The sequence below is a fragment of the Lentibacillus halophilus genome (genome assembly GCF_055395055.1).
The window spans coordinates 2,235,594-2,260,567 of sequence record NZ_AP043750.1 but is presented as its reverse complement, the minus strand read 5'-3'; the positions used below and the strand labels follow the sequence as shown (position 1 = coordinate 2,260,567).

Sequence of the window (24,974 nt, the reverse complement as noted above, 5' to 3'; positions counted from 1 at the left end):
TAAGGGCAGATACATAAAAATATCCGGGCGAAGAGGGGCTGTCTTCATCCCGGATTGACTAAATAAATACCCACAGCAGCTCCAGCCATGAATGCTTGTGCGATTTAGTTTATGCAAGCATGCAAAACAATGTCTCCTCACTTGCCCAGATATATCTATCGTTTTAACATCTCATTTAACGTGTCCATATCCATTGGCATATTGTTTTTCGTTATCGTTTCAACGATCCGGTCTTCTTTTGATTTGGAAATGGGTTTATCAGCCATCGTTGCTAACTGTTGAACAAGATCCCGAACCGTTTTTTCATCTGAAAAGTCAGCGTTTTTCACAGAGTTTGCCACTTTATGAATATCATTCGGGTCTATATTCGTTTGCTGCTTCACCTTATCAAAAGGATTACCCTGAAAATGACTCACATGCTCGCCTCCTTGCATATTAACTTCAACATATTATATGCATGGCAGACGATGACGTGTCAGTCTGAGCAATCTGTGCGGATAAATCCTGATAAATCATCCATTTCTTCCCGTTTATGACGATTCATAAGCTGATCGACCACATCCCCAGGGGCTTTATCTTCAAACAGAACCTGATAAAGTCCATTCGTTATCGGCATCTCGATTTGTTGCTGGTGTGCAAATTGGCTCGCGGCTTTGGTTGTTCGGACACCCTCAACAGCCATCCCCATTTGTTCCAGCACATCATCCAGCTTCCAGCCCTGACCAAGCATGTTTCCTGCACGCCAGTTGCGGCTATGGGTGCTTGTGCATGTAACAATCAGGTCTCCCACCCCTGGAAGTCCTAAAAAGGTGATGGGGTTAGCCCCTAGGGATGCTCCAAGCCGGGTTATTTCCGCGAGCCCTCTCGTAATAAGGGCAGATTTAGCGTTGTCACCATACCCTAAGCCGTCGGAAATACCTGCTCCCAGAGCAATAATGTTTTTTAATGCACCTCCCAACTCAATGCCTACCATATCTGTGCTTGTATAAACCCGGAATGATTCGTTAATAAACAAATCCTGTGCGAATGCCGCATTTTCCTCATTCATCGATGATACAGTGACAGTGGTGGGCTGGCGCTTACCAACCTCCTCAGCATGACTGGGGCCTGAAAGTACAACAATATCTTCATAGGAATAGGCATCCATTTCCTCACTAATTAACTGTGAGACACGTTTAAGTGATTCCGGCTCAATACCTTTTGTTGCGTGGATAATGACCGGTTGATGGTGGACAAGGCTGTTTAATTTACGGCAAACGTCATCAACGGCTTTCGTCGGCACCACTATAACAATTGCCGACACATCCTCAACAGCTTCTTCAAGCTTATCATACGCCTTTAGCTTCATCGGCAACTGTACCTGTAAATACGTTTCATTTGTGTGGAATGTATTGATTTCCTTTGCCTGTTCGCTACGATGGGTCCATAGTCGAACATCATGACCGTTATCCGCCAACACTATGCTTAATGCGGTACCCCAACTGCCGGCACCTAATACGGCTATTTTTTGCAATCATATTCCCCCTTTTCAAGCACGTTTACGAGCGAAAATGTTAATCGGTGTTCCAGTAAAACCAAACGCTTCTCTGATTCTATTTTGCAAAAAGCGTTCAAATGAAAAGTGCATTAACGATGGATCATTGACAAATATGACAAATGATGGCGGTTTAACAGCCACCTGTGTTGCATAAAGCACTTTCAGACGTTTGCCTTTGATTGTTGGCACCGGATTTAATGCGAGTGCATCATTGATAACATCATTCAAAACATTTGTTGGAACACGTTTCGCATGATTTTCACTGGCCGTTTTGATGGCTGGAGTCAATGTATGTATCCGTTTTTTGGTCTTAGCTGACAGAAATACCATAGGGGCATAATCCAAATATTGAAATTGAGAGCGGACCTTTTTCTCAAATTCCCTCATCGATTTTTCATCTTTATCGACTGTGTCCCATTTGTTGACAACAAGGATCATCGCTTTTCCGGACTCGTGGGCGTAACCGGCAACCTTTTTATCCTGTTCTCGTATACCGGTTTCAGCATCGATCAACGCCAGAACAACATCGGATCGCTCAATGGCTTTCAAAGCCCGGAGGATACTGTACTTTTCCGTCGCTTCATAAACTTTCCCGCGTTTTCGCATACCCGCTGTATCAATAATGACAAAATCCTGGTCATCTTTATGTAAACGGGTATCAATGGCTTCTCGTGTTGTTCCCTCAATGTCACTGACAATGACACGTTCTTCGTTCAGAAGCGCGTTGACAAGCGATGATTTGCCTACATTCGGCCGTCCAATGACACTGAAATAAATTGTATCATCATCACGACTAGCAACGTGCTGTTCAGGAAAATACCCGATAACAGTATCCAGCAAATCCCCCAGACCCAGTCCGTGCTCTCCCGATATCGGGTACGGCTCACCGAAACCCAATGCGTAATACTCGTAAATGGTCTCACGCATTTTGGGGTTATCCATTTTATTGACAGCTATAACAATAGGCTTGTTTGATTTGTAAAGAATTTTGGCAACTTCTTCATCAGCTGCCGTTATTCCTTCCTGGCCATTAAGCATAAAAACAATGACATCCGATTCCTCAATGGCAATTTCAGCCTGATGCCGCATTTGTACCAGCAGTGGTTCATTGCTCACTTCAATTCCGCCAGTGTCAATAACATTAAACGATGTTGTGAGCCATTCAGCTTCGGCATAGACCCGGTCGCGTGTCACGCCTGGTGTGTCTTCCACAATGGAAATGCGTTCCCCGACAAGCCAATTGAAAATAGTTGATTTTCCCACATTCGGTCTTCCTACAATTGCTACAACCGATTTCCTCATGAAAAGGCCATCCTTTCCGTTTCTCTCTGCATCATACTAAGTAAATATTCTAGCAAATGAACGGGATGAGCACAATTATATTATAAAGCTTCTTTCCGTTCAGGTCTTGCTATCCTTCACACAATCGGAATAACTACTGTGCTTTCTTTTTTATAAACGTTCCTCGCCTTAATGCAGCGTTTTTCAGTTGTTCATTTAATTTACGTGTTCCAGTATTCAAAAGATGCTGTCCAATCAAAGCAGCTGTAACGATTGAGACGGTATCCAGAAAAACCATATCACCAATGACATCCGAAAATGAATATGTTGTCAAAATCAGACTGTATAGCCATTCTCCCCCTACTATTCCAGCAATACAGCAGAACAGCCTGTTTCGGAACGTGCGGATCATCCAAATGGTCAGCAATAGAATAAACAAAGGAATCCATACAATCTTAGGCAAAAACAGCCCGATCGGAGAAAGCATGTACCAAATAAGCAGACCCGTATACCCTATCATGATAGTAAATGATACCAACAAAGAAAACAGAAAACGGTTAAGGCGGGCAAGCTGATAAAAGGTTACCGTCAGCAAAACAACATAACTTAGGGAAAAATGGAATATACCAAACGGCAATTGAACATCAGCAAAAAGAATCAGTATTAATACGAAGCACGTAAAAGTAGTCCGGGTTTTTCCTTCCGGCATAAAACATGCAACAATAATACAGCCGGCCCAAGCGAGCCAATAAAAAATAAGTCCATCATTCATAAAAAAACACCTACCATTATAAGTATGGCAAGCTTTTTTTAACATTAAACATAAAAAGGGCTCTTTCCAAACGGGAAAAAGCCCTTTTTTATTATGCCGCGAAACGTCATTATTCGTCCCGACTATTTATATTTGTCCAATTTGTCACCAATGAAATCACCAAGTTGAAATCCTGGTTCATCGTCATCTTTTTGATATTCTTTAACGTCAGAAGCTTCTTGTTCTTGTTCCAATTCTTTAATACTGAGCGATATGCGTTCATCCCTTTGACTGACATCAAGAACCTTCACGTTAATCTCCTCACCCACTTCCAGTACTTCCTGCGGTGTTCCTATATGGCGGTTGGCAATTTGTGATATATGAACCAATCCTTCAACACCAGGAAAGACTTCAACAAATGCACCAAAGTTCACAAGCCGTTTAACTGTTCCTTCAAGGATGTCGCCCTGACTCACACGATCTTCAATATTGGCCCATGGACCAGGCAGTGTTCTTTTGCGGGATAAGGAAATGCGTTCATTATCGCGGTCAACGGAAAGGACTTCCACATTCACTGTGTCACCTTCACTGACAACATCGGATGCCTTTTCCACGTGTTCATGTGCCAATTGGGAAATATGTACCAACCCATCAATTCCGCCAAGATTTACAAAAACACCAAAATTGGTGATCCGCTCAACCACTCCTTCGAGAACTTGCCCTTCTTCCAATGATTGGAGAACTTCCTGTTTCTTTTCATTTAATTCATCCTGAACGACATCTTTATGGGAAAGAATAACCCGGTTTTGTTCTCTATCCAAATCAACTATTTTCACACGTAATGGTTGATTAATGTAATCGGAAAAGTCATCCACATAGTACGTTTCGACCAGTGAAGCTGGAATAAAACCGCGCACCCCAACATCAGCAACAAGGCCGCCTTTCACAATTTCCTTCACTTCCGTTTCAAAAACGTCGCCATTATTATACTGTTCTTCCAAAGATTCCCATGCCTTTTCGGCATCTACTGCTTTTTTAGACAGGATAACCTCATCATCTTCCATTCTTTTGACATACAATTCAATCTCATCATCGGCTTGTGCGATGTCACTAGCTTGCTCAATATGAAGACTGGACAATTCACTGATGGGAACAATCCCTTCTGTTTTATAGCCGACATCCACAAGAACCTGTTTTTCTTCCACTTTCACGACAGTCCCTGTTACAATATCACCTATATTCAATTGTGGCATGTCATTACTTGATTCACTCATACCTTCGCCCTCCTTAAAATACAAACAACCTAACTTAAAAAATATTGTATCTATAACTTCTAATAATTATAATTATTTGTCAAGAGATGCATGCTGAGAATAATCGATCAGGTTCTGAATTTCTTCCATAATGGCTTCAGCTGCATCTTTAGCGGCCGTTTTCGCCGAACGGTGTGTCTCCATGTCCATGGGTTTTCCATAAATTACCGTCAGTCTCCTCCCGGGTTTATAGGAGCCTATAATGGCGCATGGAACAATAACGGCATTGGATCGCAGCGCGAAAAAACCGGCCCCTGCCAAAGGTTTGCCAACCGTACCCGTTTTACTCCGGGTCCCTTCTGGAAATAGTCCCAGTACATTGCCGTCCTTCAGTATGTCCAGACCTTGACGCAATGCATAACGGTCGGTTCCCCCTCTTTTCACGGGAAACGCACGAATAGCGTTTAACAACGTTCCCAATAATGGGCGTTCAAACAGTTCTCCCTTGGCCATAAAGGAAATATCCCGCGGGGAAGTGATTCCGACAACCGGTGGATCCAGATTCGAAATATGGTTGGAGCAAATAATGACCGGTCCTTGATCGGGAATATTGTCTTTTCCAATAACACGAATACGGTATAAAGGAAAAAAAATGACGGAAACAATGGCTTTTGCAGTTTTGTATAAACTCATCCAGACCCTCCCTCGTTAATAATGGCTTGATTAACTTTCTCAAGAATGGATGAGGCAACGTCATCGATAGTTAAATCCGTTGTATCCAACGCGATGGCATCATCTGCTTTTACCAACGGGGCAGTCTCTCGATTGGAATCAATCCGGTCTCGCTCTTCAATTTCGTTTTTTAATGTTTCAAAATCGGTGGTCAATCCTTTTTGCATATTCTCATCATAGCGTCGTCTTGCCCGTTCTTCAACCGATGCTTTTAAAAAAACTTTAACCTCTGCGTTTGGAATAACGTGAGTTCCGATGTCCCGTCCGTCCATAACAATATCGTGTTTATTGGCCAGTTTACGTTGACGCTGAACCATTTGTTCACGTACGTTTGGGTGTTTCGCAATATGAGACACGCTGCCTGTCACCTGTTCGGTGCGAATAGCTTCCGTCACATCATCGCCATCCACTCGAACACGCTGACCACTCTTACCCTGTTCCAGATCTATATCCGTCTTCGCCAGCAAGTCAACAATAGATTGGCTGTCTTCCGGAGATATCCGGTTCTGAAGCACTTTCCATGTCAATGCCCGATACATAGCGCCCGTATCTATATAGATAAATGATGATTTTTCTGCAACGATTTTGGCCACGGTGCTTTTTCCGGCAGCAGCCGGCCCATCAATAGCAACCCTGATCCCTTTCGCTTCCATACCTGCCATTGCTTATTATTCATTCCTCTCATATCAATCCTGACGGCAACTTTATGTATCCGTTAACCAAAATGATAACATATATAAGAATAAAAGTTCTACTCGAAATATCTATATATGCCATTCTTTTTTTGACTGTTGCCATTCAATCTTTTTATATAGATTATCGTAGGAGCTGATAACAATGTGAAAGATTCTGCCATCATGCAGCAACAACCCGTCTGCATGGTACAAACATCAAGGAAAAAGGGAAGAAACAACTCTTCCCTCTGAAACGGATGCAAAATTTATTTCCGTGCCGTCCAATTTTTCCACTTTTTCTTCCTTACCGTTTATTGCATTGATGAAAATACGGTATGTCTCATTTTCAAGCACACCAAGAAATTCGTAGACCAGTACTTCCTCACCAATATCATTGTCAATCACTGCCATGTTTTCTTCGTTAATTGTTACTTCGGGATTGACTTTCTCTTTCGCTTCTTCTGGCGACAGCTCAGGTTCCGGAATATCACGCTTTTTATGGTTCATGAAATAATTTCTGGATGTCAGTCCCAGCAAATCCCCATTATCCAACGCAACTTTTACTTCGATCGCATCGGAGTATATCCGGACACCATCCTGATTATAAAGAAACGAATAAACACCGACATTGTCGAATTGATTGCTTTGAAACGATACCATATCGTCAAAATCAAATTGATTCAAATAGCCTTTTGCTTGTTGCAATCCTTCATTCAGGCTTAGATTCTTTTTGCTGACTTCCCGGTTCACTAATAGTGTGAGTGGGTGTCCACCTTTTTTCGACATATCCAAATACCCGTTTTCATCGCCATTATTGTACGAAATACTGTAAATCGGTAAATTGGCGCCTTTTCCGCTTTCAGTAACTTTCAATTTATTATCATTGTCAATGTCAAACATTTGTTTACTTCGTTTGATGGCTTCCTCTTGTCCAATATTGTTTCCTTTGAGATTTTTATATTCGTGTTCTTTTGAAGAGGTCCCGGTAAGTGATGAATCAACGTTGCTTTCAGAAAACCCTTCCACTTTCTTTTCCACTGTTTTAAACCCATCAACAATCGTATTATCCGATTGCTCATCCTGGGTAGCCAAAGCCATTTGAACATCCATCCAACGAAGATCTTCCTCCAACACTGTATTTTGAACACGTCGCAGTTCATCCTTCAAGTTACCGGATTGTTTGTAAAGGCTCTCCAACGTTGATATTTCTTTATCGCTTAACGGTTTCTTATTTAAATCTCTGACAGCCGTCCGATACGTAAAGTCACCTATTTTGGACAGGAATTCTTCCGTTTTGTTGAATGGCATTAATGTCAATGGAAGTTGCCCAACATTTGATATTGCATCTGAGGTGAGCCTCCATATGTCAATCATTTGCGGGGACAGACTTTCTTTTGAGTTCATAGCTAATGCTGTTCCTATTTTATCATGGAGAATATCCATATGATAAGATAATTCATGAAATGCTCGCTGATAATTATTTTCAGCCTGTATCAGGATGGAGTTTTTCTCCTGATGCTCCTGGTAGCCCCAAAATGCAGTGCCTGCAACACCCAATGCAAGAACGGATATCACTATCCAGCGCAACATACTGATCGCTCCTTCCTATTTAGCATAAATATGTTTTCCGATCTTTTTAATTTGCGGCCTGGACCATATCCAATCCGATGTTGCCGTATTCGGGTTAAAATAATACAACGCATTGCCGGAAGGATCCCAGCCGTTAATGGCATCGAGAGCTGCTTCTCTTGCTGTTTTGTTCGGTTCCAGCCAAATTTGTCCATCCGCAACAGCAGTGAATGCTCTCGGTTCAAAAATCACCCCTGATACCGTATTAGGGAATGTCGAGCTTTCGACCCGGTTTAAAATAACAGAAGCAACAGCTACTTGTCCGACATAAGGTTCTCCTCGTGCCTCTCCATGTACCGCATTGGACATCAATTGAATATCATTTTTGGAGTAACCCTGCGGAACGTTTGCGGCACTTGGTTCCACATTGTTAGATGTATTTTGATTTTGTTCCGCGTCGCCACCAGAATCGGGTTTCGTTTGTTTAGACGGATCCACACCACCATAATATGTGAATTCATTTCCCTTTTGTATTTGTTTTTTAACAAAGCCTTCATCATAGTTGGACGCATCAGCCAATTTCTGTTTCGTCTTCTGTCCGGCCAACCCGTCAATTGTCAAACCGAAATCTTTCTGAAAGTTACGGAGTGCCCAGTATGTACCCCATCCGAACACACCGTCTATGTTTCCTTTGTAAAATCCGATATATTGCAATCTTGCCTGCAGTTCAATTACATCTTCTCCGGTCGCACCTTGCTGAATAACCTGCGACGTAAATGCATTCGCCGGATTTGGAGAAGAGGTTGTTTGCGATCCCACAATTAAAAAACATAACATGGTAAACAGGAACCATTTTTTATAGGTCATCTTATATCCTCCTGATAGTCAAGTATCATGTTAATTTTATTTTTTTACATAACAACCTTTTTATTCATCAGGATTACGTATCATCAAAAACACTACCATAAAACGATACATCAGAAGAAAAGATTCTGAGAGAGACATTCGCAACCCTTCCTATTAACGCAGCATTGTCGTATGATGGGTTTGGGAAAGAAAACACAAAAAACGAAGGTGATTCTTTTGAAAACAATTGCATTGATTCATACCGGAGGAACGGTTTCCATGAGGACAGATAAGGCAAGTGGGGACGTAACGACCGCAAATAAACATCCGATGACAGATCTTACGTATTACTTTCAATCAATTGCAAATGTGGTTGAATACATACCATTTTCACTTCCATCGCCGCAAATAACGCCCGCGCACATGTTGCAGCTAGCTCAAAAGATCCATGAACTATCTGACACATACGACGGATTTGTCATAACACATGGAACGGATACATTGGAAGAAACGGCCTATTTTCTTGATTTGTCAACATCTGTGCAGCAACCGATCATTATTACTGGAGCGATGCGCTCTGCCAACGAAATAGGATCCGATGCATTATACAATTTGATCAGTTCCATTCGTACAGCGGCACACCCACAGGCATGGGATCAGGGAGTGCTGGTTGTTATGAACGATGAAATACATACAGCACGCCATGTTTCAAAGACGTCTACTAGCAATGTGGCAACGTTTCAGAGTCCGCAAAGTGGACCAATCGGCATGATCACAAAACAGTCGATTCTTTTTTACCATGCTATTCTCAAGCGGCATACATACCGAATAAACCACTTGACAAAAAAAGTGTTTTTGTGTAAGGGGTATGCAGGGATGGACGAGGAATTGTTGGAAACAGTGAAGCAAGCCAAGCCGGACGGGATCGTGATTGAGGGGCTTGGAGAGGGAAATTTGCCGAACAATACGGTTGCATCACTGACGTCGTTTGTAAATGACAATATACCGGTCCTAATGGTTTCACGGTGTCATACCGGAATGGTTCAACCCACTTATGGGTATGAAGGAGGCGGAAAACAGTTAAAAGAGATGGGGATTATATTTGCTGGCGGATTAACAGGCCCCAAAGCAAGAATAGAATTGCTGATGGCCCTGGAGGAAACTGGGAATCCTAAAAAACTTAAACAAATATTCGAACAAGCACATTAATCCGGATACGGTTTGCTTTAAAACCAGCAACAAAAGGTCAGGAACACTGTTTCAACATTCAACACGTAAAAATCCGAACGGGATTCAAATCTGACGGACAGATCTGAATCATCGTTCGGATTTTCCTCGATATCGTCATTAAGATCCAGCCTTCTAAACACCTTGATTCAACAGCTAACTCTTCGTATGCATGACCTGTTTGTCAACAATGGATTCAGCGATCATGTTTCCATGATGACGGCCATTTTCAATAAAAATTTCGTTATTATTGTATCCGGCGGCAACAACACCTGCGACATATATACCGTCTATATTCGTCTCCATGGTCTCGCTGTCAAAATGGGGACGCCCAGTTTCTTCATCAATTGCAATACCCACGTCTTTCAAAAAGTCATGATCGGGTTTATATCCAGTCATGGCGAAAACAAAATCATTGTCAACTTCTTTGGTTGTATCACCGACTGTATAAATCACTTTATCATCTGTAATTTGTTCAACGCATGCATTAAATTCCATCTGTACAATTCCTTTTCGGACCAATGACTCAAACTCCGGCAATATCCATGGTTTGATGCTTTGGGAATAGTCATCTCCATGATATAGCACCGTAATATTGGCACCTGCTTTATGCAATTCCAGTGTGGTATCAACAGCTGAATTTTTACCCCCAATAACGGTCACGTTTTTATTAAAATAAGGATGCGCTTCCTTAAAATAATGCATTACTTTCGGCAATGTTTCACCAGGAATACCCATGTGATTCGGCTGATCATAATAGCCAGTCGCTATAATGATATTTTGAGCCACATACACGCATTCGTCCCCATTCTTTTGTTTCCGTGTTTTAAGGTGAAAATCATTGACATCCGATGTGATTTCCTGAACTTTTTCGAAGGCATTTATCCGTAAATTCTCACGGCTGGCAACGGCCCTATAATAAGCCAGCGCTTGATTGCGTACCGGTTTTTGTCTTTCTGTAATAAATGGAATTCCACCTATTTCCAGTTTCTCACTTGAACTGAAAAACGTTTGGTGTGTCGGAAAATGGTAAAGAGTATTAACGACATTTTCCTTTTCAATAATCAAAGGAGTTATCCCCTGTTTTTGCAGTTCGATGGCACAGGACATACCACAAGGACCGCCACCAACAATAATTGTATGTTCTTTTTGCAACTTACACACTTCCTTATCAAAACTTTTTGCCATAACTTCTCCGGACACCCTATTTTAACATAGAATGTTATATCGGTTATGATTTTTTAATGAACGAACGGAAAAACTCTTATCCCGCGATACATGACAAGAGTTTTTCCGTCACTACTTTTATTGGATTCAGTTGGCACCCGGCACCCATCATCTGGTCTAAACCCAACCACGAAAACGTGCGGCTTCGGCCATCTTCCGTACACCAACCATATAGGCTGCAAGACGCATATCAACACGTCTCGTTTCGGAGGTGTTATAAATATTATTAAAGGATTTTATCAAGTTTTCATGAAGTTTTTCATCAATTTCTTCCGCAGACCAGTAATAACCTTGGTTATTCTGAACCCATTCAAAATAAGAAACGGTGACGCCGCCTGATGATGCAAGAACATCCGGAACGAGCAAAATCCCCCGTTCAGACAGTATTCTTGTTCCTTCCAATGTTGTCGGCCCGTTGGCAGCCTCCACGACTATACCGGCTTTGATTTTGTTCGCATTTTGTTCCGTAATCTGATTTTGAACGGCTGCTGGGACTAAAATATCACAATCTAATTCAAGCAGTTCATCATTTGAAATGGTATGATCAAATAAATTCGTAACCGTTCCAAAACTGTCCCGACGATCCAGTAAATAATCTATATCAAGACCATCAGGATCATGCAATCCGCCGTAAGCATCCGATATACCAACCACTTTGGCTCCGGCATCATGCAGGAACTTGGCAAGGAAACTGCCAGCATTTCCAAAACCTTGTACAACAATTCTGGAGCCTTCAATATTAAGGCCTTTCTTCTTGGCAGCTTCATTTATACAAATGGTGACACCCTTTGCCGTTGCGGACTCTCTGCCGTGAGATCCACCCAGAACAATCGGTTTCCCCGTGATGAATCCTGGATTGTTAAATTCATCAATGCGACTGTATTCATCCATCATCCACGCCATTATTTGTGAGTTGGTAAACACATCCGGTGCAGGGATGTCCTTATTGGGGCCAACAATCTGGCTGATAGCACGAACATAACCCCGGCTCAGCCCTTCCAATTCCCGAAATGACATTTCACGGGGATCACAAATGATGCCGCCTTTACCGCCACCATACGGCAAATCAACAATACCGGCTTTGAGACTCATCCATATCGATAAAGCTTTTACCTCTTTTTCCGTCACATTTGGATGAAAGCGTACCCCGCCTTTAGTTGGACCGACAGCATCATTGTGCTGTGCGCGATAACCGGTGAAAATTTGGATATCACCATTATCCATCCGCACTGGGATTCTTACTGTCATCAGCCGCATCGGGTCTTTCATCAATTCAAAAACTTCGTCAGGATAACCTAACTTATTCAAAGCATTTTTAATGACAGTGTGTGTGGAATGCAACACGTCCGTATTTTCAGTCTTATCCTTGGCAGATTCTGCTGCGTTATCGGCTACCATGCATTTACCTCCTAAATGATCTAAAATATTTTATTCAGCTGCGCTCCGACTTCAGTATACACCTTCATCATAAATATGCAATAAAACAAACTGATCGTTTCCCGAGGAACTACAGATGATAGCGGCTGCGCCTGTTAGACCGCAACCGCTCTTGTTCATTCATGAAAAGCAGTCATTATTTTACCGACGGCACATGAGTCCATAATCACCTTTCCATATTCCTTCAGCCTATGGGAAGTAATAATGCTTGGGACACCGAATTCAGACATGATGGCAATAACATCTTCCCTGCCCTTTTGCTGAAGTTCCGCTTCCTCCAACACCATATAATAACGGTCATTCATATGATATATTTGCCCTTCTTTTACCGGCAATGCCGCGAGATAGGCCGACACTTGAATAATGTCTTCAAAGTCAGAAAACGAAAAGATTAATTCCTTGCTCTCATCCAAGGTTACTTTCATCTCGACAAAGTCATAATCCAAGTCCGACTCACTCGTTTTTTGTGTGACAACAACGTGCATGCCTTGTGCTTGCATTAACTGTACCCGAACGAGCAACATACCTTCCAGTTCAAAACCCAATTCGGAACTTGCTTCATACATCATATCGCTGAATAAATGCCGCACATTTGCTGCATCATGCCACAGATCTTCTTTTGTAAAGCCGCGGTCAACCAAGTCATCAAACGTAAGGAATATAGTAAATTGGCTGTCGGATACTCGCTCAATGCGCATAAAGCATCCCCCTTTTCCAGTACATATCAATGCTGCCTTATTATGATTGAATACATTCATCCCTTATGGCAGCATTATCCTTTACTATACTATATGCTAATACAGCCATAATTGAACATGATAATTGACACTATGTAGATTTATAACTGCTTTCCTGTTTATTATTCCTAAAATCCTATTATACTAACGATTGTCGCAAAAGAAAAGCATTCCGAAGGCTCACCCGTAGCATTAAAAGTTATTGAAAAATAATGAGAATAACGTTGAGCATATTATCCTTTACATGCGCTGAATGAGTTCAAATAATTCGTTATCCCAAAGGAAAAACGCACCACCAAACAGTATCAGAAGCACAATAATGACGCTTAACATCCTCCAACTGGCTCGGTTCAATTTCATTTTCACACGTTTATGTTTAACAGTATGCACGTCCCGGCGTGGCGGCAAATCCAATATATCAACCTGCTGCCGTGCTGATGTATCCCTTTTCTCATGTTCCGACATTGCCTCAACGCCGTGAATGTTGGAGCGATTGCGTGATGATTCATTTGTTTCCTGGCTCGTTCCTTCGTTCCAACCGTCTTTTTTATTTTCTTCACTTTCCACTTCATCCACCAATTCACGCAAATCCTTGGCTTGATCGTTATCATCTTTTATTTCTGTGCGCAACTCGCCCGCCTCCCTTTCGAAAACGAATAATCAAACCCAATACAAAATCCACTGTGAAATGTGCCAGGATCACGACAGCCAGATTTTTTGTAATGTCAAACATATAGCCGATATAGAAGCTGACCATGAGAACAGAAATAAACAATACAGGTTTGGTTAGATAACGTATATGAATCACAGCGAACAAAACACTGGCAATGACATACCCGAATGTTGTCTGGATAACCCCGCGGAAAAGCAATTCCTCGCTGACAGCTGCTGCCAGTGCCAGTCCAAATATCCCTAGAATGGATCGGTTATGAAAAAGTCGTTCATTCACACCACCATCATCATAATACGTTTTTGGGAAAATGGCCATAAGAAACAAATCAACAATGACAATAATGACACCTGTGAGCAGTCCATAATACGCCATCTCATATACTTGCATGTGAAATAGATCAAGCCATACATTCATATTTCCAAAAAAGACCAAACTTAGAACGAGGCTGGCACCAGCCAGTAGCAGTTGAGTAACGATCACCTGTTTCATTAATTCTCTATCCGATAATTGTTTAATTAGTTCGCTCTGTTTTTGCATATGACTCCTCAGCGAAAAATATATGTTTTAATTTTGTTTCCCAAGTTAAACTGGGTCGGTACTGGCTTGTCTGTACCGGTGACCAATGTTTAAATGAAAAATCGCAATTACTGCAGCATGCATACACAGGCGGTTTATACGAATCCTGAAATCCTTTGTAAAGCTCACGGCGAAGACAATGTCGCTCCTGAATCCAACGGAGCATTTCCTGTAATTTCTCATGTTTCCACTCCAACCGATTGCCGATAAGTTTTCCTATATGTTGCAAGGCCCGATCCCAATAACCCTGATCGTAAATCATTTGATTGTTCTTTATTAGTCCATGCCATTCCATCTGATAGTGCAAAAAACGCCATTGGATTTCATTTAATCCTAGTGTCTGCAACAATTCCTCTGTGGTCGGTAATTGCTCCCACTGTCTCAATTGCCTTCCAATATGAGGCAAATCGTCTGCTTTCGGTAATTCATTTTCAATGATGGAATGCGGAATAGCCTGATCTGACGGACTATAAAGCAGCAAACTGATACTGGACTTTCCATCACGTCCAGCTCTGCCGATTTCTTGTATATATGACGCCATCTGCATCGGAAAATGATAGTGAACGACCATACGGATATTTTGTTTATTAATCCCCATTCCAAATGCGCTTGTACAGCAAATCACATCTATTTGATCATTCATAAACTGCTGCTGAATAGTAATTCTGTCCATTTGATCCATATCACCATGATAAAAAGCTATACGATGTGAAGACATATGTTCCGAAAGAAATGCTGCCACCTCTTCCGTTTTGCGCTTGCTTGAGAAATAAATCAGTGCTGGTACCCGGAAACGTTTTAACAAACTTACAATAATGTCCTGTTTTTCTTGTTCACCGGTTACCTTTTTCACAGAAAATGTTATATTATCACGGTCCATCGGATATATATGTTTTTTTATTTCCTGTCGGTTGAGTGATGTTGCAATATCATCCTGCACTTCTGGTGTTGCTGTCCCGCTTAAAGCCATGACAGGCGGGTGATTCAGCAGATTCAAAACGTCTGCAAGCCGTAAGTAATCCGGGCGGAATTCATGTCCCCATTGCGATATGCAATGCGCTTCATCAATAACAAACAGTTTAACGGTCATTTCTTGCAACCATTGAATGATCGATCGTTGCTGCAAAAGTTCCGGAGATAAGTAAATCAGTTGATACTGATCCAACCCCTGCAGGACATGTTTTTTTTCCACTGGATTCATGAAACTGTTTAAGGATACGACGGATTTAAAACCGACCGCTTTCAGCTGTTTCACTTGATCCTCCATTAACGAAATAAGCGGCGAGACAACGATTGTGACACCACCCAGAAGTGTTGCCGGCAATTGATAGCATAAAGATTTCCCCGATCCTGTCGGAAGAACCCCTAGTACATCATTACCAGCTAGGCTGTCCCTTATAATTTCTGATTGTCCAGGACGGAATGAGCTTATTTTGAAGTATTTCCACAATTGTTGTTTCAACTTATGTATGTCCAATGTCATCCCCCATTTCTACGTAGTTCAACCTCGTCATTTTGTTTCGATACGGAGTATGTAACCGTCTCCCCCCTTCCCGCTCACTTATTGCGGTAGTCGTTCCATAGCCAGAACAAGACGGATCTGAAAATAACTGATCGAATCATCCACCGCCTCTTTAATATCTTTTAATTTATAGGTCAATGTTGTTTGCATGGCTTTTTTGATTTCCATCTGCTCAGCTAAATTAACATACATGCTGAATGGGAAGTTATGATCATACAGCGCTATTTCAACAAGATGGTCATAAATGGTATTCAATTTCAAGTTACGGTAATCGGCAATGTTTTCAGCTGTAAAGTGATTATCCAATAAGATTTTTGTTTTCTTGGCTGATTTCGATAGCTTTGATTCGTTCGGAAGCTCTCTCAAAAATTGTGCCAGAAGAGGAAACATTACCTGTTTCTCTTTGGCAATCGCCATCATGCGATGAACAATCGCTGTTTTGTATAATGGAACATCCTGTTTATTAACACCGTACACTTCACTTACTTGAAAACTGCTCCATCCATAATGCTGATACCCTGTCAAACTATCGGTAAACATAGATGCTTCCCATTCTTTAAAATGTGTCAACATCAAGTGCAGTTCGGCATACAGATTGTTTAGAAACGACTCTTGCTCATTCCGATACATATAAAATGTTCGTTTCACCCACTCCGTTACAATCGGGTTATCAACAACCGGGATAAAGGTCATATTTTGCATTCTGCTATTAGTCAATGTTTGAATAAGCAAAAGCAATCGTTCCTGAAAAATAGGGGCGGACCGGCTGTATAAAAGCCCGTTAAAGCAATTTACGGGTAGCTCGTCTATATGCTCCTTCACCCATTGGCGTCCCTTCTCCATCGGCAGTGCTGTGGATTCATTTGTTAGCTTCAAATAGTCCCCCATATTAAGTTTAGATACGAGCTGATCCAAATCCTGTTTCCGGAGTGTGGGATGGATGCCATAGAACTGTTCCAACTGATAGAGACGGGCATCCTGCACGGTTTGGATAGCTCGCTTTCCCTTAAGCAGATGATAGATAGCGGATACGCTCCGTCCCCCTTGAAACCGCGAGCAACATGTTAAAATAATCGCATCAAACAGCATTCGTCCTCCCCCTTTTCACGGCATTAATTGCTTTATACATATATATTTCCAATCTTAACACGTCAGCAACCAGTTGAAATGTCGACTGGATCAATTTACAATAAACGATATGGAATCATTATAGAAACGCACGGATACGGATGATTCCCGTTTTACGACACTAGGAAACTGGACATTTCCGGTCATCAATGCGTTTGAGCAAAGGGATGAGACATATGTCTAAATTTACCATCGTTGATCAAGAAACATGCATTGCCTGTGGAGCTTGCGGTCTCAATGCACCAAATCTATTTGATTATAACGATGAGGCACTTGCATACGTGATGTGGGACAATAATCAGGGAACCGGCAGGATACCGGAACACTTGCAGGATGATATGATGGATGCGTATGAAGGCTGTCCGACCGATTCCATTAAAATTGCGGATAGCCCTTTTGACGGAGATCCGTTAAAGTTTGAGGAAGCCTGAAACGATATCACATACAAAGGAACCATTCAAAACCATTCTGAATTCATCTTAAACATATCTATTTGAAAAGTCAAAAAAGCACCCTTACATCATTTCTTCAATAAGGGCGCTTGTCATAAATTAGAAGGAACGAGATATTGGATTTGCGCCAAGAGGAACGTTTAACGGTTCGGTTAAATCGTATGGACCTGCCTGTTCTTCACCGGCATGCGAAAATCGCACTTCCTCGTAACCGAAACGTTTAGCCGTCATGAGGATGGCATCAATCATTGTGACTAGCTCCTGATTTTTTGGCACGTTTTTATTTGAACGAAAAGAAAGCAGGAGCTGCTGTCCATTGTCGCTGACGGACAGGTTGGTGTTTTCCGGCACACTTCCGGAAACGTGAAAGGCTTTTTCATCGTTTTTCATTTCATCCAAAGCAGCGCTGAAGTCCGTCTGGTCTGTAACGGGCACTTCGATGAGGAATGTCCTATTTCCTTTTTCCGGCTTATGAATTTTATAAACCACTTTACCGGAACGTAAGGGAAGCTGTTTTACTCTTCCAATTTTGCCAAGGTCCACCTCTTCTGTAAACACCACTTTGTTCACCTGATATGGCTTAAACATGCTTGCTAGAAGATTTTCTAGCATATAACTTCCGCTTGATCCTTGCTTTGTGGGCAAGAAGTTTTCCGGAAATGTTGCTTTCACTTGCTGATTGGCTTCATCCAATTGGAATGATGTCTCCCCGAACATATAATGACTGGTCCCCCACGCTTTCTCCTGCATATACTGTCCCAATTCATTTAAATAGTCATTTTTATTGACTTCAGCCGGAGCCGTAAAAGACAGAGGAATAACATATTGTCCCTGAACATCAGCTACTGCACCATGTATAACAGTCCGATTTTTTTCCGACGACCGAACAACGAGGGGGTGTTGTGTCTTATCATATCGGTCAATGGTTGAACGCTCTTTCTCATTATCAAACATTTCCGGACGGTCCGTTTCATTTCCACTGCTTTCCTCTACCCTATTAGCCCTGTCTGATGCATTATCAGCACTATCCTCGCCTGCCCGCTGCATGGATTCCCCATTCAGCAGCAACGGGGCCAGGACAAACAGCAATCCGAGCGCTATAACACTGCCCATGATCGGCCAAAAAGCGAACCATTTCTTTTTGTGTGAGGCATCTTTTATGCGTTGCTTAGAAGAGATACGCCGGAATAAAGTGTCTTTATCAAGATGGTCCCTGACTTCAGGCATTTGTCTCAATGTTTCTTGCAAATGTTTGTCTTTTCGGTTCTGTTTTTTCATGGCGCATTTCCCCCTTCCTCCTCATGATGTTGGTTCATATACTTTTGCAATTGCTTTAATCCACGGTGCTGTGTCGTCTTCACTTTGCTTGTGCTGAAATTTAAAATATCAGCTGTTTCTTGAATACTGAACGACTGCATATATCGCAGTAGAAGAACACTCTTTTGATCCGGCGTACATTTGTCCAAGTAGTAATACACTGTGCGAATCATGTCATTTTGCGTAGCAATTTCATCGGGTAATAAATGCTGATCACGCACAATATGTCCTTTTTCGCTCCAGTCAAAAAAATCCAAAATCCGTTTACGTTTTCGCTTCTGCTTCCGGAAATAATCAACGGTGATATGGCGTGCTATCGAAAAAAGCCACGTCTTCTCACTGCTGTCTCCACGGAATGAGTGATGCGACTCCATTACTTTGATATATACATCTTGAACGAGATCCTCACATATATGCCGATCTTTAACCATATAAAAGATAAATTGATATAAGTCATTATGATAGTTTGTGTAGAAATGCTCGAAAATGGAATCCATTCCAATCCCCCATTCCATTTTATAGTCGTCTGAATCCATTATTTCGTTACAGTTAGGATAAAAAAAGCTGCAAAATACCAATCATACGTTGGTATTTTGCAATGAGCTTTGTGGGGCATTCAACCGTGTCATGCTTGCTGCGGCAAATGGATTTCAAACGTTGTCCCCTCATTCTTCGTGCTCTTAACGGTGATCGAACCACCGTGAGCCTCCACGATGTTTTTAGCAATCGCAAGACCTAAACCAGTTCCTTTTTTCTTTCCATTTCGAGTTCTGGATTTATCAGCTTTATAAAAACGTTCAAATACAAATGCCAGATCATCTTCCGGAATACCTGCGCCATTGTCCTTAATGGAGGCGTAAACATTTGTTTCCGAACTTTCAACAGTTACCGCAACAAAACCATGATCGTCTGTATGTCGGATAGCATTATCAATCAAATTGGTAAAAACTTGTTCCATGCGGTCGGGATCGATGACAATGGATTCCGTTTCCAATTGTTTATCGAGATGTAGTGTGACATCGTTTTCCTCGGCCAGACCCTTAAACTTTTTCATAATCCGATCGATGTAGGCGCCGGCATCAATTGTTTCTTTATTCAGTTGATTATGTCCTGCTTCCATACGGGCCAGGTCAAGCAATTCGTTGACAAGGCGGCCCATACGCATTGATTCATCACGAATGATCTGGGCAAGCTCATTTTTCTCTTCTTTCGATTCAGCGACACCGTCAACGATGGCTTCGCTGTACCCTTGCAGCATGGAAATGGGTGTTCGCAGTTCATGCGAGACATTTGCTATAAAATCTTCTCGAAGTTTATCAGATCGTCTTTCCTCCGTCATATCCCGAAGTACAGCCACAGCTCCACGTACGTGGGATTGATCGTAAAGCGGTGTCATAATCATCACCCATGTACGCCCCTGGGTCGTTATTTCCTCCGTGGCTTCTCTTTCATCCTGAATAACGCTCGCCAACAGTTTCGTTAATGGCTCGGGGGCTTTGGATCGATCCTCAGCAATGTCATAGTCATTTTCGTAGTATAAATTCTCGATAAACAATTCAGCCGGCCGGTTCGTAATTTGCATGTCACCATTACGGTTCAGTGTAATAACGCCATCGGCCATGGAGCTGACAATGCTGGATATTTGTTCTTTTTCCTGCCTTAAGGCATTGATGTGAAACTTCAACTGCCGCCCCATTCGGTTAAATGCCATCGCCAATTCACCAATTTCATCACGGGTAAGGATAGGAACCTTGGTATTAAACTCACCTTTTGTGAGATCAACTGCTGCTTCACGCATTTTAATTAATGGAGATGTAATCTTGGTTGAAAGAAAAAAGGCAAATATGGTCGTAAGGATAATCGCAATCCCGGCAGCCAGCAAGATAATTTTTGTTGTTTCAGCCTTTGTTTGGTTGACAATATCCAATGATTGATAGACAAATACAGCACCCTTTTGTTTAATTGGTATTCCAACAACCATCGCTTCGATATTGGTATCGGGAAGGAGTGTTTGCTTTTTAACGTTTTCGTCGTCTGTGAAAGCACCTTTCAGTTCGTCGTCATCATGAAGCCAATCAGCATTCAGTTTGTTCAGGTCGCTATCTGTGCTGTCCGACGCCCAAGACGTTCCATCACTATAAATGACACTTACCCGACTCAGCGGATCTTTGACCAATTCAGCATTCTCCTGGGCCAATTGCTGATCTTCATATTGCACAACCATTCTTGAGACTTGATTAGCGGTTTGCAACATATCTTTTTCCGCTTGATTAACATGGTAATTTTCAAAAAATTCAAGCAATAGTATAGTTAAAATAAATAATACAAAAGAAACTAGCAATAAGATGGTCATTGCTAGTTTCCCTACAACACTGCGCCAAAACATCATGCGTCATCCACCTCGAATTTATAACCGACGCCCCACACTGTCACAATCATATCAGCAGCTTCTTTGGACACATTTGTCAGTTTTTCACGCAGCCGTTTTACATGTGTATCAACTGTACGCAAATCCCCGAAAAATTCATATTGCCAAACTTCTTTCAGCAACACTTCCCTGCTGAATACCTTATCGGGATCTTCAGCCATAAAACACAATAATTCGTATTCTTTTGGCGTAAGACTCACGTCTGTACCATCCGCTGTTACACGATGGGCATCATAATCAATCGTCAGATGAGGAAAGACAATAAGACTTTTGGTCTGAGTTTCCGCCTCCTGATAATCATGTGACGCTGCACGCCTGAGCACAGCCTTCACACGCAACACGACTTCACGAGGGCTGAACGGTTTGACAATATAATCATCGCTTCCCACTTCGAAACCCTCGACGCGATTGGCTTCTTCTCCTTTAGCCGTGAGCATGATAATGGGTGTTGATTTTTGTTTACGCAATTCTTTTGCAACCTCAATGCCATCCATCTCCGGCATCATGATATCAAGCAAAATAACATCATAATCATGATCCAGTGCAAGTTGCAACGCTTCTGTTCCATCCACCGCTTCCTCGACTGTGAAATCTTCTTTTTCCAAGTACATTCTTACCAGTCGCCGAATTCTGTCTTCATCGTCAACAACCAAAATTTTGGCGTTTGTCTTCATGGAATCCCTCCATTATTGTGCCATCACCCTGACTAACAGCCGACAGCTCAGTATGATTTTTATGTTTTACGCATAGGAATGAAGGCCGGCCAATACCAGATTGACAGCAACCAGATTAAACATAATGATGGCAAATCCTCCGACGGCAAGCCAAGCTGATTTTTCACCATGCCAACCTTTCGAAAGGCGCAGATGAAGGAATGCTGCATAAAAGAGCCACGTTACCAGGGCCCATACTTCTTTGGGATCCCAACCCCAAAAACGATCCCATGCCTCTTGCGCCCAAATGGATGCAAAAATCAGACCCCCCAGTGTAAATACTGGAAAACCGATGGCGACAGCTCTGTACGAAATTTCATCAAGCATGTCCGGCTTTGCTTTGAGCAGAAACGGCTGAATGAAAGCGCCGACGCGCTTACGCAGAATCAACCGAGCGAGACCATATAATATCAATCCCGTTATGACAGACCAAATAACCGTGTTGAACTTCCGGGCGGCATCGACGCCTTTCATCCAGCCCGGCGCTTCAAATAATGGATTCATCCGGTCACCTGTAAGCAGTTCTCCTTCATTCGGACCAGCTATCGGTGGCAGATGATAGTCGGTTGTTTGTGTCGTGCCGTTGACACTGTACTCAAATTCCGCCGAATACCCCGACACATTAAATGCTGTGGAAATAATGCTGAAACCGGCGAAAATAAATATGGAAAGCAGTACGACTTCCAGCCATATTGTCCGCTTGCTTCTGACAGACTGATCAATTTGCCTGATTAAGTAAATCAATCCTGCTACAAAACTGATCGATAAAATAGCCTCACCGAGTGAAACTGTCGTCACATGGATATACAGCCAATTACTCTGCAGCGATGGGACAAGTGGTGCGACCTCGGTCGGGAATACACTGGCATAAGCGATGACAATGATGGCTATCGGTAAGGCGAATAGTCCCAAAATATTTAGCCTATAAATAAAGTAAAGGATGATGAACGCAAAAACAAGCGCCATCCCGAAGAATGTCATAAATTCAAATAAATTACTAACAGGCGCGTGTTTACTGGCAATCCACCTCGTAATAAAGTAAACAATCTGCGCCAAAAATCCAATAATGGTCAGTGTGATTCCAATTTTTCCGCTAATACCGACACCTTTATTGGAGTTTTTATTTTTATCCCGTATCGTCGCACCAAAGAAAAAAGTGGCAATCAAATAAAGGATGAAGGCCGTATACAGCATGGCACTGCTAACGTTAATTAATGAGTCCATAGTCATATCCTCCTTTAAGCAGTCTTCTTAAGCTCATTCCGTTTCTTGCTGATCTTGAACCATGTTCACGTTGGTATCCGCTATCATACGTTCGATATCCTGCCTCAGGCCAAACCAGTTTTTGTTCGTATGACCTGCAACCAGGATGCCTTCCCCCTTTGGATGTAGCCAGATTCTGCGATGTTGCCAGTACATGCCTTGGCTGACACCAATCATAAAGATCACTGCACCGATGATAAACAATGGCAACGTATAGTCACGTTTGACAGACAACCCGCTTGCATATCGTGTTTCAAAGTCTTCTATACCTAATTTGTAGTCATTTTCTCCCGTTGCATCGATGTTTTTCCCAATACCGACGAAACTCGTCTCCGGTTCTTCATTTCCCGGCGGATGAATGGTGAAAACAAACGCCGGATTTCTCGGATAAGGTGTCTTCGATGCCGGTTCCTCTTCCTGTAGTTCGTAATCCGGGTAATATTGGGTGACTCCAACCTGGAATCCATTATCCAATTGGTACGTTTCTTTTGGATCCGTCAAGTCAATAGAGAACGAACCCAGTGATGCTTCCTCAGGATCGTCCGTCTTATGAATTTTAAACGACATACGTTTAAATTCATTCTGCTGGTAACCGGACTGATAAAGGGTGTATCCATCAAACTCTAGCGGCTCATTCATGCGAATACTATCTTCGGTTACTTTTTTTAAATCCGGATCGGCACCGGCTACATCGTCCCCTTGTTCTTTATAGATGACGGCATTGGTCTGATAATTTTTAGCAACATTTCCTTGTTTTTCGATCGCGTTCTTAAATCGTTCGTCATCTTTGTCATACGTTTCCAAAATGAAATCCTTATTTTCAATGTAATATTCCTTGTCTGTACCGGGGATGACTGTTTGTTCTCCTTCGCGTACCCAAACATACTCATCCATATACATAAATGATGTCATCCGCATTAACGCTGCAATAAGGACAATAATAAGACCAAGATGGTTAACATACGGTCCCCAACGGGAAAACCGCCCTTTTTCAGCCAGAACGTGCCCATTGTCTTCCCATACTTTATAACGTTGCTTTTTTAAACCGGAAACCAATTTTTTCTTTTCATCGGATGATACGTGTTCCGTCTCACTGAATAAACGCTGCCTTTTGAGAAAGGTATCATGGCGTCGTGGTTTTTGCATTTTCAATGTTTTATACAACGGAACGAAACGATCAATACTGGAAATAACCAATGACATACCAATAAAGGCAATCAGGAGCATATACCACCAGGACCCATATAGATTGTGAAAGCCAAGTTGGTAGTAAATCTGTCCCAAGATGCCATACTGTGCTTCATAATAAATAGACGGATCCTGTGTTGCATCTGCCGGTATGTATTGTTCCTGCGGGAAAATCGTCCCGATGGCTGAAGCAGTCAAAGCTAACACAATCAACCATACCCCAACTTTAACGGAAGAGAAAAAATTCCATGTTTTATCAATGATTGATTTATTATATGTCTGCGAGCGGCGTGCACTGCCATCATAACGCATGTTCAACAGTTTCCGTTTATCATTTCCGTCAATATGTTGATTGCCTTCAACCGGTTTGCCGCATGCTTCACAGAGAACTGTTCCTTCCGGATTGACATGGCCGCACTCACATTTTATTTTTTCCATTTGAA

24 protein-coding genes are annotated in these 24,974 nt (G+C 42.1%); 2 read left to right on the top strand and 22 right to left on the bottom strand.

Annotated elements, in window-relative coordinates; translation table 11 throughout:
- Positions 1-155 precede the first annotated feature (155 nt).
- The 9 genes from ACZ5Q7_RS11160 to sleB form a co-directional block, all read right to left on the bottom strand.
- Entirely contained in the window at positions 156-416 is a 261-nt protein-coding gene (locus tag ACZ5Q7_RS11160; protein WP_343753066.1) for a stage VI sporulation protein F, read from the bottom strand.
- A 59-nt stretch (positions 417-475) separates the two neighbouring features.
- Positions 476-1,513 carry an NAD(P)H-dependent glycerol-3-phosphate dehydrogenase gene (locus tag ACZ5Q7_RS11155; protein WP_343753064.1) on the bottom strand — a complete coding sequence of 346 codons (1,038 nt, stop codon included), beginning with the start codon at positions 1,511-1,513 and terminating at the stop codon, positions 476-478.
- 15 nt (positions 1,514-1,528) lie between these two features.
- Entirely contained in the window at positions 1,529-2,839 is a 1,311-nt protein-coding gene (der, locus tag ACZ5Q7_RS11150) for a ribosome biogenesis GTPase Der (protein WP_343753062.1), read from the bottom strand.
- Between the two features lie 133 nt (positions 2,840-2,972).
- The gene (locus ACZ5Q7_RS11145; RefSeq protein WP_343753060.1) at positions 2,973-3,590 is read right to left on the bottom strand and encodes a YphA family membrane protein; all 618 of its coding nucleotides are present in this window, start codon (positions 3,588-3,590) and stop codon (positions 2,973-2,975) included.
- A gap of 122 nt (positions 3,591-3,712) precedes the next feature.
- Entirely contained in the window at positions 3,713-4,843 is a 1,131-nt protein-coding gene (gene rpsA / locus ACZ5Q7_RS11140) for a 30S ribosomal protein S1 (protein WP_343753058.1), read from the bottom strand.
- Between the two features lie 72 nt (positions 4,844-4,915).
- Positions 4,916-5,515: a lysophospholipid acyltransferase family protein gene (locus ACZ5Q7_RS11135; RefSeq protein WP_343753056.1), complete on the bottom strand. Its 600-nt coding sequence runs from the start codon at positions 5,513-5,515 to the stop codon at positions 4,916-4,918.
- Positions 5,512-6,207, bottom strand: a complete 696-nt coding sequence (cmk, locus tag ACZ5Q7_RS11130; protein WP_343753739.1) for a (d)CMP kinase — start codon at positions 6,205-6,207, stop codon at positions 5,512-5,514. The genes ACZ5Q7_RS11135 and cmk overlap by 4 nt, the downstream gene beginning before the upstream one ends.
- Before the next feature lie 237 nt (positions 6,208-6,444).
- Positions 6,445-7,818 (bottom strand): germination protein YpeB, encoded by a 1,374-nt coding sequence (ypeB, locus tag ACZ5Q7_RS11125; RefSeq protein WP_343753054.1) that lies wholly within the window; start codon positions 7,816-7,818, stop codon positions 6,445-6,447.
- 15 nt (positions 7,819-7,833) lie between these two features.
- Positions 7,834-8,664, bottom strand: a complete 831-nt coding sequence (sleB, locus tag ACZ5Q7_RS11120; RefSeq protein ID WP_425542376.1) for a spore cortex-lytic enzyme — start codon at positions 8,662-8,664, stop codon at positions 7,834-7,836.
- A gap of 216 nt (positions 8,665-8,880) precedes the next feature.
- On the opposite strand from sleB, the gene ACZ5Q7_RS11115 reads away from it, so the two are divergent.
- A complete protein-coding gene (locus ACZ5Q7_RS11115) occupies positions 8,881-9,852 on the top strand; it encodes an asparaginase (protein WP_343753052.1) in 972 nt (323 codons plus the stop codon).
- Between the two features lie 174 nt (positions 9,853-10,026).
- Here ACZ5Q7_RS11115 and ACZ5Q7_RS11110 read toward each other — a convergent pair whose 3' ends face one another.
- The 7 genes from ACZ5Q7_RS11110 to ACZ5Q7_RS11080 form a co-directional block, all read right to left on the bottom strand.
- Positions 10,027-11,025: a YpdA family putative bacillithiol disulfide reductase gene (locus ACZ5Q7_RS11110; protein ID WP_343753735.1), complete on the bottom strand. Its 999-nt coding sequence runs from the start codon at positions 11,023-11,025 to the stop codon at positions 10,027-10,029.
- Positions 11,026-11,214: 189 nt separating this feature from the next.
- Complete coding sequence (locus tag ACZ5Q7_RS11105) at positions 11,215-12,495, bottom strand: Glu/Leu/Phe/Val family dehydrogenase (RefSeq protein WP_343753050.1); 1,281 nt, start codon at positions 12,493-12,495, stop codon at positions 11,215-11,217.
- A 155-nt stretch (positions 12,496-12,650) separates the two neighbouring features.
- Positions 12,651-13,232, bottom strand: coding sequence for a genetic competence negative regulator (locus tag ACZ5Q7_RS11100; RefSeq protein WP_343753048.1), 582 nt, complete (start codon positions 13,230-13,232; stop codon positions 12,651-12,653).
- 279 nt (positions 13,233-13,511) lie between these two features.
- Complete coding sequence (locus ACZ5Q7_RS11095; RefSeq protein ID WP_343753046.1) at positions 13,512-13,901, bottom strand: hypothetical protein; 390 nt, start codon at positions 13,899-13,901, stop codon at positions 13,512-13,514.
- The gene (locus ACZ5Q7_RS11090) at positions 13,879-14,481 is read right to left on the bottom strand and encodes a CPBP family intramembrane glutamic endopeptidase (RefSeq protein WP_343753044.1); all 603 of its coding nucleotides are present in this window, start codon (positions 14,479-14,481) and stop codon (positions 13,879-13,881) included. Before ACZ5Q7_RS11090 ends, ACZ5Q7_RS11095 begins: the two co-directional genes overlap by 23 nt.
- Positions 14,456-16,003 carry a RecQ family ATP-dependent DNA helicase gene (locus tag ACZ5Q7_RS11085; protein WP_343753042.1) on the bottom strand — a complete coding sequence of 516 codons (1,548 nt, stop codon included), beginning with the start codon at positions 16,001-16,003 and terminating at the stop codon, positions 14,456-14,458. Before ACZ5Q7_RS11085 ends, ACZ5Q7_RS11090 begins: the two co-directional genes overlap by 26 nt.
- A 78-nt stretch (positions 16,004-16,081) precedes the next feature.
- Positions 16,082-17,131: a YpbB family protein gene (locus tag ACZ5Q7_RS11080; protein WP_343753040.1), complete on the bottom strand. Its 1,050-nt coding sequence runs from the start codon at positions 17,129-17,131 to the stop codon at positions 16,082-16,084.
- Between the two features lie 215 nt (positions 17,132-17,346).
- Between ACZ5Q7_RS11080 and ACZ5Q7_RS11075 the strand changes: the two genes are divergently transcribed.
- Positions 17,347-17,601 carry a ferredoxin gene (locus ACZ5Q7_RS11075; RefSeq protein WP_343753038.1) on the top strand — a complete coding sequence of 85 codons (255 nt, stop codon included), beginning with the start codon at positions 17,347-17,349 and terminating at the stop codon, positions 17,599-17,601.
- 120 nt (positions 17,602-17,721) lie between these two features.
- On the opposite strand, the gene ACZ5Q7_RS11070 is transcribed toward ACZ5Q7_RS11075, so the two are convergent.
- The 6 genes from ACZ5Q7_RS11070 to resB all read right to left on the bottom strand — a co-directional run bounded on the left by ACZ5Q7_RS11070 (position 17,722) and on the right by resB (position 24,969).
- Entirely contained in the window at positions 17,722-18,900 is a 1,179-nt protein-coding gene (locus tag ACZ5Q7_RS11070) for a hypothetical protein (RefSeq protein ID WP_343753037.1), read from the bottom strand.
- On the bottom strand, positions 18,897-19,436 hold the full coding sequence (locus tag ACZ5Q7_RS11065) for an RNA polymerase sigma factor SigX (RefSeq protein ID WP_343753035.1): 540 nt from the start codon (positions 19,434-19,436) through the stop codon (positions 18,897-18,899). Before ACZ5Q7_RS11065 ends, ACZ5Q7_RS11070 begins: the two co-directional genes overlap by 4 nt.
- 128 nt (positions 19,437-19,564) lie before the next feature.
- Positions 19,565-21,325, bottom strand: a complete 1,761-nt coding sequence (locus ACZ5Q7_RS11060; protein WP_343753733.1) for an ATP-binding protein — start codon at positions 21,323-21,325, stop codon at positions 19,565-19,567.
- A complete protein-coding gene (locus tag ACZ5Q7_RS11055; protein ID WP_343753033.1) occupies positions 21,325-22,041 on the bottom strand; it encodes a response regulator transcription factor in 717 nt (238 codons plus the stop codon). The genes ACZ5Q7_RS11060 and ACZ5Q7_RS11055 overlap by 1 nt, the downstream gene beginning before the upstream one ends.
- A gap of 66 nt (positions 22,042-22,107) precedes the next feature.
- Positions 22,108-23,304 (bottom strand): c-type cytochrome biogenesis protein CcsB, encoded by a 1,197-nt coding sequence (gene ccsB, locus ACZ5Q7_RS11050; RefSeq protein ID WP_343753031.1) that lies wholly within the window; start codon positions 23,302-23,304, stop codon positions 22,108-22,110.
- A 33-nt stretch (positions 23,305-23,337) separates the two neighbouring features.
- Positions 23,338-24,969, bottom strand: coding sequence for a cytochrome c biogenesis protein ResB (gene resB / locus ACZ5Q7_RS11045; RefSeq protein WP_343753029.1), 1,632 nt, complete (start codon positions 24,967-24,969; stop codon positions 23,338-23,340).
- Between the last annotated feature and the right edge of the window lie 5 nt (positions 24,970-24,974).